General features: G+C 47.4%; 6 protein-coding genes and 5 pseudogenes. 6 read left to right on the forward strand and 5 right to left on the reverse strand.

Annotated elements, in window-relative coordinates; translation table 11 throughout:
* Window positions 1-568: hypothetical protein (locus tag GSQ70_RS12300; RefSeq protein WP_199257256.1), on the forward strand; the 568-nt coding region annotated here is incomplete at its 5' end.
* 86 nt (window positions 569-654) lie between these two features.
* Here GSQ70_RS12300 and GSQ70_RS26395 read toward each other — a convergent pair.
* The 3 pseudogenes from GSQ70_RS26395 to GSQ70_RS12310 all read right to left on the reverse strand — a co-directional run.
* Window positions 655-741 (reverse strand): annotated as a pseudogene (locus GSQ70_RS26395) (IS6 family transposase); the annotation flags it as partial.
* 142 nt (window positions 742-883) lie between these two features.
* Window positions 884-2,106, reverse strand: a pseudogene (locus GSQ70_RS12305) (IS91 family transposase).
* A gap of 144 nt (window positions 2,107-2,250) precedes the next feature.
* Window positions 2,251-2,406, reverse strand: a pseudogene (locus GSQ70_RS12310) (IS6 family transposase); the annotation flags it as partial.
* Window positions 2,407-2,530: 124 nt separating this feature from the next.
* Here GSQ70_RS12310 and GSQ70_RS12315 point away from each other — a divergent pair.
* Window positions 2,531-2,782, forward strand: a complete 252-nt coding sequence (locus GSQ70_RS12315; RefSeq protein ID WP_158782815.1) for a type II toxin-antitoxin system prevent-host-death family antitoxin — start codon at window positions 2,531-2,533, stop codon at window positions 2,780-2,782.
* A 2-nt stretch (window positions 2,783-2,784) separates the two neighbouring features.
* Window positions 2,785-3,216 carry a type II toxin-antitoxin system VapC family toxin gene (locus tag GSQ70_RS12320; protein ID WP_158785294.1) on the forward strand — a complete coding sequence of 144 codons (432 nt, stop codon included), beginning with the start codon at window positions 2,785-2,787 and terminating at the stop codon, window positions 3,214-3,216.
* 51 nt (window positions 3,217-3,267) lie between these two features.
* On the opposite strand, the gene GSQ70_RS12325 is transcribed toward GSQ70_RS12320, so the two are convergent.
* Entirely contained in the window at window positions 3,268-3,555 is a 288-nt protein-coding gene (locus tag GSQ70_RS12325; RefSeq protein WP_233268288.1) for a hypothetical protein, read from the reverse strand.
* A gap of 155 nt (window positions 3,556-3,710) precedes the next feature.
* Between GSQ70_RS12325 and GSQ70_RS12330 the strand changes: the two are divergent.
* Window positions 3,711-4,192, forward strand: a pseudogene (locus GSQ70_RS12330) (IS21 family transposase); the annotation flags it as partial.
* Between the two features lie 175 nt (window positions 4,193-4,367).
* On the opposite strand, the pseudogene GSQ70_RS26400 reads toward GSQ70_RS12330, so the two are convergent.
* Window positions 4,368-5,529, reverse strand: a pseudogene (locus GSQ70_RS26400) (IS91 family transposase).
* Between the two features lie 1,035 nt (window positions 5,530-6,564).
* On the opposite strand from GSQ70_RS26400, the gene GSQ70_RS12340 reads away from it, so the two are divergent.
* Together GSQ70_RS12340 and GSQ70_RS12345 are read left to right on the forward strand one after the other, a co-directional pair.
* Window positions 6,565-7,281 carry a LuxR family transcriptional regulator gene (locus tag GSQ70_RS12340; protein ID WP_158782816.1) on the forward strand — a complete coding sequence of 239 codons (717 nt, stop codon included), beginning with the start codon at window positions 6,565-6,567 and terminating at the stop codon, window positions 7,279-7,281.
* 119 nt (window positions 7,282-7,400) lie between these two features.
* Window positions 7,401-7,991: a hypothetical protein gene (locus tag GSQ70_RS12345; RefSeq protein WP_158782817.1), complete on the forward strand. Its 591-nt coding sequence runs from the start codon at window positions 7,401-7,403 to the stop codon at window positions 7,989-7,991.
* The last annotated feature ends 135 nt before the right edge of the window (window positions 7,992-8,126 follow it).

Here is an 8,126-nt window from a genome sequence, read left to right on the forward strand (position 1 = left end):
GATTACAAGCACATATTTTAGATCACAGAAACCACAATACCTATATCGTCTGGATTATCGTTCGCCTGACATTATCCTTAATCAAGGCTTCAGGGGAACAAACAATCTTTACTGGAAAAACAATATCTTTGGAAAAAACACGGTTTTTACTTCCAAATCGTTAAGAGGAACAAGCCGATTCTTTTTGGAATCCGTTTTAAATGAAAATGTAGACGGTAGTAAAACTGTTGGTGCACTATCGGAAAGGAGGTATTTATACCCAGAAAATAAAAAAGTATACGTTTATAAGATAAATGCTGGATCATTAAAACATGTTGACGTTTCCGAAGATCTAAAGGATGTTATTAGTCATCCAAATAGTTCAGAAATATATAAATTTTTCAGAAAAAACAATCCTTATAAAGGGCCTCTTAACTCTCATGAAGATATAATGAAAAATAACCAACACTATCGTGATTTAGCGAAGTTATTGGATTATTATAATAAAGCATTGGCATATTACACGGAGGAGGTGATTGTTAAAGGCCCCATAATGCCAGAATGGATAACCTTATATCAAACGCTTTAATTTTTTTCAGGTGATTGCATCACCTCTTTTGAGTGGTTCTGCCGCATTAACGACGGCAAATCAGTAGTTGTGGTGGTGTTGATTATTTATACAGCCAACAGATAAAATTGTTCAGCCGGGGACAATCCGTCGCCGTCAGTATGCTGATACTGACCCTTGCGGATCATGTGTACATGGTTAAAAATCTGAATCGCTTCTTTTCGGATCGCCTGACCATGAAAAGTGGCCCGGTCTATTACATTGCTGCTGCTGATCTGTGTGGGTTTTGATGTAAAAATGCCATCTTCGCCGTATTTTTAACCTGAAACCTGTTTTTCAGGCGCACCGATCCAGCTCAGGCATCCCCAGCCATCGTTTTTTCGCCATCTGATGCAGCCTGTCAGAGAGCATTTTTGTGGCGTGCTCACCCGCCATGGCTCCGGCAAAATGCAGCCGGCCTTTGCAGAGGATGCACTGGTACGGATCCGTACCCAGGAAGCCTTTCATCAGCACCGCGAACCCGGGCCGCTTCGGTTTTCCCGTACCGTCATCTCCAGCGCTTCGTAAACCTTCGGCAGCAGCGTGCCCCGCTTGCGGTTGGCCAGAAAGCCGGAGTAGTGCACCATTTTAAAATGCCGCGCCGGAACGTGGCTGATATAGCGCCCGATCATCTCTTCCTGACTCAGCGTCTGGCGTTTGTGCTTTCCCGTGCGGTGATCGAGATAGTGGTGGACCACCGCGCCGCCGGCATAGTGTCGCAGCCGTGAAGCCGACACCGGCGGGCGCTTCAGGTAGCCGCTCAGGTATTTCACGCTGTGCCAGGCTCCCCGGGTCTTCTTCGCGAAGTGTACCTTCCAGTGGCGGCCATACTGTGCCTTCAGGTAACGCCGCCACTGGCGCTCATCGCGGATATGCCCCAGTCCCGGCAGGGTGCCGGGACTGACCCGCTCATAGCTGCCGCGCAGCAGGCGGATAACGGCCCCCCGCCAGATTTCCTCAACGGCCTTCTTTCTGAAGAAAAGGCTGCGCCAGACGCCGTGCTTTACGTCGAGGCCACCGCGGGTGACGGAAACGTGGATGTGCGGATGCTGATTGAGCTGCCGGCCCCAGGTGTGAAGAGCGCAGAAAATACCGGCCTCTATACCCTGCTGGCGAGCCCGGCGGAGCATGGCCCGGGTGGCACAGCGGAACAGGTCGTTGAGCAGGGGCCAGTTATTGCTGAAGAAGGGCCACAGCAGGTGCGGCATGGTAAAGGTGATATGCTGCCAGTCGCAGTCCGGGAGGATATGCTGTTGCTCTGCGATCCACTGCTCGGTGGACTTCATGCCGCAGGCGCTGCAGGCCTTTGACTTGCAGCTCTGGCAGAAGAAGCGGGAGTGTGTGCAGTGCGGAGAGGTGCAGCAGTAGCGGCGGACACCCATGGCGCAGGTTCCTCAGGCGAGCATGCGCTCAACTGAGAGGCGGGTCCACTGGCTGATGCTGTCGCCGTGGTTTTCGAGGTAGCGAAACCAGCCGTCATCGACAGTTAAGAGGAGTTTGGCGGGGCGGGGTATATACATGAGACCGAGTATAAAGCGGAGCACCGGTCATGCAAACCCCCGAAGCTGTGCAGCAGCGCCGCTCACGCCACTGGCGTGCTACGTTCTTACTCTGTCTGACCTTTACGCAGTCTTTGGCCTCTCTCCCGACATTGAGTTCGGCAGGTGAAGCGTGGAATGGTCAACGACAATCCAGCGCTCTGCCATCATTTCCTCCAGATTACGCAGGTTGAGTGAATAAGTCAGGTACCAGCGGACGCACTGGGCGATAATATCGGTGGGATAATGCAGGCGTTTAAAGGCTTTTCGGATCAGGGACATGGTCAGGCAACATTAAAAAAAACAGCATGTTACCTGACTACGCCTTAATACGACAGAACCGGAAATTGCACCACTTCAGTAAATGTAGTAACGTACATACAGTTACTTAATTAGTGAGGTGAGCATGATGGTTACGACATTAACAAGCCGGGAATTGAATCAGGGTGTTAGTCGCGCCAAAAAAGCAGCAAAAGGCGGGCCAGTTTTCATTACAGATCGTGGAAAACCAGCACACGTGCTGCTGACGTTTGATGAATACCAGGCCCTGACAAAGCAGCGGAGAAACATTGCCGAGTCGTTGGCAATGCCTGGCATTGCAGATATCGATTTTGAGGCACCGAAGGCGAATATTGGTATTCGTGCGGCAGAATTCTGATGATGTATGTTATTGACACTAATGTCGTTTCAGAGCTGCGAAAAATCCAGTCAGGGAAGGCCGATACTAACGTTGCAGTATGGGCATCACAGGTCAATGCATCCGAACTGTTCGTATCGGCCATCACGCTTATGGAGTTGGAGATGGGCATTCTGGCCATTGAACGGAAGGATGCCCGGCAGGGAGCGATGCTGCGAGCGTGGATGGATAACCATGTTTTACCAGAGTTTTCCGACAGGACCCTCCCTGTTGATACTCCTGTAGCTCTGCGCTGCGCGCGGCTTCATATTCCAGACCGGCAATCAGAGCGCGATGCGCTGATTGCTGCAACAGCGCTGGTACATGGGATGACAATTGTCACCCGAAATGTTGCCGATTTTCAGGTCAGCGGCGTTGAAATACTGAATCCGTGGGAATTTCAGGAGAGCAGCTGACATCAGACCCCGGATACGGCAAAACGCCCATTCATAAAATAGGATATAAACCTATTTAGCAAAAAAATGATACGGCGTCTCGACGGGGAGCAGAACTTCACGGCCAGCGGCGGCAAGTGAGTGAGACCGGGGGGCTTCTGGCACCGGAAAGACCATCACCGGATCGCTGTCCTGGTCAATAACCATCAGGTCGAGCATGGCACGAACGCCACGCGATTCGCCGTAGTGTCGCACCGTGGCGCGGTACTGAACGCCGGTCTGTCGTCGCGCCTGTATCCGGTCGGTCCCGGCCAGCTTATAAAGTTCATCAGTGCGTCTGACGAGGGATTTAAACAGCACATCATCCATGACTTCCGGCGTGAAACCGGCTGCGCGGAGCTTCTCCAGATCCGGTGTTAGCGACAGTGATATAAGTCCCTAAATCGCCATTTGGTTTGTCCGCTCCACCCAATATGTTATCTCCTTAAGGTTCCCATACCGAAAAGGATATCGACATGCTGAGCAGAGAGGACTTTTTCATGATAAAGAAAATGCGCAATCAGAGCGTTCATATTGTCGATATTGCAACGCAGGTCGGCTGCTCCGAACGCACCGTCAGACGCTATTTAGGCTATCCCTCACCTCCGGCGCAATAAAAGCGGTTGAGGATGGAAAAACTCCGCCCCTTTATGGAGTACATCGATATGCGACTGACCGAAAACGTTTGGAATGGCGAAGTGATATTCCAGGAAATCAGAAAGATGGGTTACCCCGGCGGTCGTTCCATTTTGCGATATTACATCCAGCCCAAACGCAAAATGCGGCCCGGTAAAAAGACCGTCCACTTCCACGTTTTGCGGCTCCCTGCCAGGATGCAGAGCATACGTATGAATCCCTGGTCAGGGCCTTCCGCCACTTCGGCGGGTGTGTCAGGACCGTGCTGGTTGATAACCAGAAAGCGGCAGTGCTGAAAAATCACAACGGTAAGGTGGTGTTCATGGTTAGGAGATTGAATCGCTTCTTTTGAGATCGCCTGACCATGAAAAATTGCACTGTTTACTCCATTGCTGCTGCTGATCTGTGTGGGTTATGATGTGAAAATGCCATCTTCGCCGTATTTCTAACCTGAAACCTGTTTTTCAGACGCACCAATCCAGCTCAGGTATCCGCAGCTATCGTTTTTTCGCCATCTGATGCAGCCTGTCAGAGAGCATTTTTGTGGCGCGTTCACCCGCCACAGCGCCGGCAAAACACAGCCGGCCTTTGCAGAGGATGCACTGGTACGGATCTGTGCCCAGGAAGCCTTTCATCAGCACCGCAAACCCGGGTCGCTTCGGTTTTTCCCGTACCGTCACCGACAGCGCTTCGTAGACCTTCGATAGCAGCGTGCCCCGCTTGCGGTTGGCCAGAAAACCGTAGTAGCGTACCATTTTGAAATGTCGTGCCGGGATGTGGCTGACGTAACGCTGCAGCATCTCCTCCTGGCTGATTTTCTGGCGTTTATGCTGCTGAGTGCGGTGATCGTAATACTGATGGACACTGCCTCGCCGCGATAGTGGCGCAGCTGAGAAGCGGCCACCGGCGGGTGCTTCAGATAACGGCAGAGGTATTTCACGCTGCCGCCAGGCACCACGGGTCTTTTTGGCGAAGTGAGCCTTCCAGGAACGCCGGTATTGTGCATGAAGGTAGCGGTGCCACCGATCCTCATTACGGATATGGCCTAGGCCCTGCATGGCTCCGGGATTAATGCAGGCGTAATTGTCCAGCAGCAGAAATATGACGGCATTACGCCGGATGGCTTCCACTTCTTTCTAAAAAAAGATTACGCCAGGTCCTGTGTTTAACATCAAGCCCGCCGCGGGTGACGGAAACATGGATATGCGGATGCTGATTCAGCTGCCGGCCATAGGTGTGTTCGATACCCTGCCGGCGTGCCCACTTCAGCATGGCGCGGGTGGCGCAGCGGAACAGGTCATTGAGCAGGGGGCAGTTGTTGTTGAATGGCCACAACAGGTGGGGCATGGTAAAGGTGATATGTTGCCTGTCGAAGTCGGGCAGGATGTGCTGTTGTTCGGCGATCCACTGCTCGGTGGCCTTGAGGCCACAACTGCTGCAGGCTTTGGACTTGCAGGTCTGGCAAAAAAAAACGGGCATGGGTACAGTCCGGTGATGCACAGCTGTAGCGGCGAACTCCCATGGCACAGGTGTCGCAGGCATGCATGCGCTCGACGGAGAGTTTGGTCCAGTCGCTGAGCGTATCGCCGTGTTTCTCCAGATACTGACTCCAGCATCGGCATGCTGAAACAGCAATTTTGCCGGTCGGGGAATATACATGATGAAGAGTCTACAGGGTGGAAAAAGGAAGGAAAAGTGCGCGGGTGCAGGCCGGCTCACGCCAGCGGCGTGCTGATTTATGCATGTGTATCAATGCGACGATGGAGGACAGGCCACCGATCGAGTCTACCGGATATCATCCGACGCCAGTGTTGATGTCCGGCAGGGAATTAAAGACGGTTGAGGCTGTAAAGCAGCCGTGCTCGCACCGCAGGGGCGCTACGTTCACGTTCGGCCAGAACACGCAATTTATGCAATCCCCCCTCTAAAAGAGGATAAAATCGCTCTCCGGGAAAGATGGCGGGAAGTTAATGATGATTTTCATTAAAATAATCGAATAGTAATCACAACCAACGCGCCAATAATATTTATAAAAACAAAATCACGTTCAATTGCTAATAAAAAGATTACAAAAATTAAATAAATCACAATAGTTAAGCTAAAAATTAAACACAAATTAACATAATGAGTATATTGGAAATCATTCAGTTTATAATGTAATTTTTTCTCCGAAACACATGACCAAAAAAAATTTTGATTGAAAGTAAATGAAATTAAACTAAAAGATAATATTCACCACCAATGACGCACTGCATTTGTAAGTGCATAAATAGTTCAGTTATAATGGTCGTAGAGATCCTTGCAAGGGGAAAATTAATGAATACGCTCCATGTCTGCGTGAATGATGAGCTAAAAGAATGGTAGCCCGGACTTTGAAAGGGCACCGGTCTCATCTTCTGACGCTTCGCGCCTGCTTGAAGGTCTGGCCCGACTCTTCAAGATTAAATGTGCGAGCATTTGTATTTAAAAAATGTATAATGGCATACATGACAAGAGTCTTACTTGGTTTTCCATTAAAGGAAAATCAGTGAAGCAGGTACCATTATCTACTATAAAACTTACCTTTCATCAATCCAACAATTATATTTTTGAGTCGAAAGGTGTATCCTTTACTGGAAGGTGTTTATTCACGCCATTAAAAAACACCTTACGCATACTCTTTTTTTTCGACATAACAGAGGGATGATAAAAATAATGAATGATACATTTTTTTCTGACGCCAGAAAAAATAACAAAGTAAAAGAAAGCCTCGAAAAGGAATTGAATACTTTATTAAAAATAAAGTATGTCTATGCGATCATAAACAAATTTAATACTGATAACATAAGAATAATAAGTAATCTTCCTACCAATCTTGTTTCCGATTACCTTACCAGAAAGAAACAAAACATTGATCCGGTTGTTATAAATGCATTAAGGAGAGTGACGGCATTTAGCTGGGATGATAATCTGGAAATCAATTCAAACTGGAAAATGAAAAAAATATTCACTCCGATAAAACCTTATGGAATAAACAGAGGTTATGCATTTGTTCTTCATGACCACGAAAACAATCTGGCACTTTTATCATTATATATAGATGAAGGGAAAGTTAAAGAGGTTAGTGAGTTAATTACTAAAAATAAAGATTCCCTTCAGGGGTTACTCATTAACACCCATCAATCACTAATGAATAAATATTCAAATGAGAAGGATAAAAATATAAAATTAACTTCCCGTGAATCGGAAATACTTTTCTGGTGTACAACAGGAAAAACCTATACTGAAATATCTCAGGTTTTGTGCATAAGTCTCAGCACTGTTAAATTTCATACCAGAAAAATTGTTGAAAAACTGGGAGTCAGAAATATCAGACAGGCTGTCAGTTTGGCTGCAGAACTCAACTTGATAATCCTTTACCCAGGGGATTAAGTATGATAAGGGTATATGGCTGGCATATTTATTAGATTTTCGGAAATCATATGGAAACAAACTAACCACATCAGATTATTTTAAAAGTAGAGACTAATAATATAATCAAAGGAATTGATATGAAATGTAGACATGCAATAGAGTCTGAATTGGACATGGCCTGCGATATTCTTGCCGAAGGTTTTTATAATGAACCGTTACATAAAATTATATTCCCAGACGATGAAAAACGTCTTAATAAATTAAAGTTTTTTTTCCGCATTTACCTTGATCTTGCCAGTAAGCGTGGCGGTACGCTGCTTTCCGAAAATAATACCGGCGCGATGGTTTATTTTCGACCGGGATCAATGGAAATGACAGAGAATGAACGCTCAGCTTTCGACAGGGTATTACGTAACGTATGTGGTTCGGATTATGCGACCGCAAAAAGACTTAATAATGAACTCGAAAATTATCATCCCCAAGCACGGCAGCATTATTACATTTCACTTCTCGCGGTTCGCAGGTCATCGCGTGGAAGCGATGTTGTAAAGAATCTTTTCAGCGCTTTAAATGATATCCTCGACGGTTCCGGTTATCCATGTTACGCAGAGTGCACAAGGTTCAGTACTCGGACTCTGATAAAACGATGGGGATATGTTGATGCAGCCCCACCTATGCGTATAGACGGATTCCCTGAACTTTATCCGGTCTGGCGTGAACCTCAGTGAATATAGGTTCATAATGCACTAAAATTAGCCAGGTAAATGATAAGGTTTTCTGCTGGAAAATAATTACATGTTACTTCCGTTAATATATGGAAAATTTTATATCGTGAATAGATTGATATTCGGATTGCTATTGAA

This window comes from Pantoea sp. BAV 3049 (genome assembly GCF_009765445.1).
Taxonomy (GTDB): Bacteria; Pseudomonadota; Gammaproteobacteria; order Enterobacterales; family Enterobacteriaceae; genus Erwinia.

Bases quoted from the DNA above. Each gene is read 5' to 3' on its own strand.
- GSQ70_RS12340 (WP_158782816.1), top strand. From the start codon at position 6,565: ATGAATGATACATTTTTTTCTGACGCCAGAAAAAATAACAAAGTAAAA.
- GSQ70_RS12345 (WP_158782817.1), top strand. From the start codon at position 7,401: ATGAAATGTAGACATGCAATAGAGTCTGAATTGGACATGGCCTGCGAT.
- GSQ70_RS12315 (WP_158782815.1), top strand. From the start codon at position 2,531: ATGATGGTTACGACATTAACAAGCCGGGAATTGAATCAGGGTGTTAGT.
- GSQ70_RS12320 (WP_158785294.1), top strand. From the start codon at position 2,785: ATGTATGTTATTGACACTAATGTCGTTTCAGAGCTGCGAAAAATCCAG.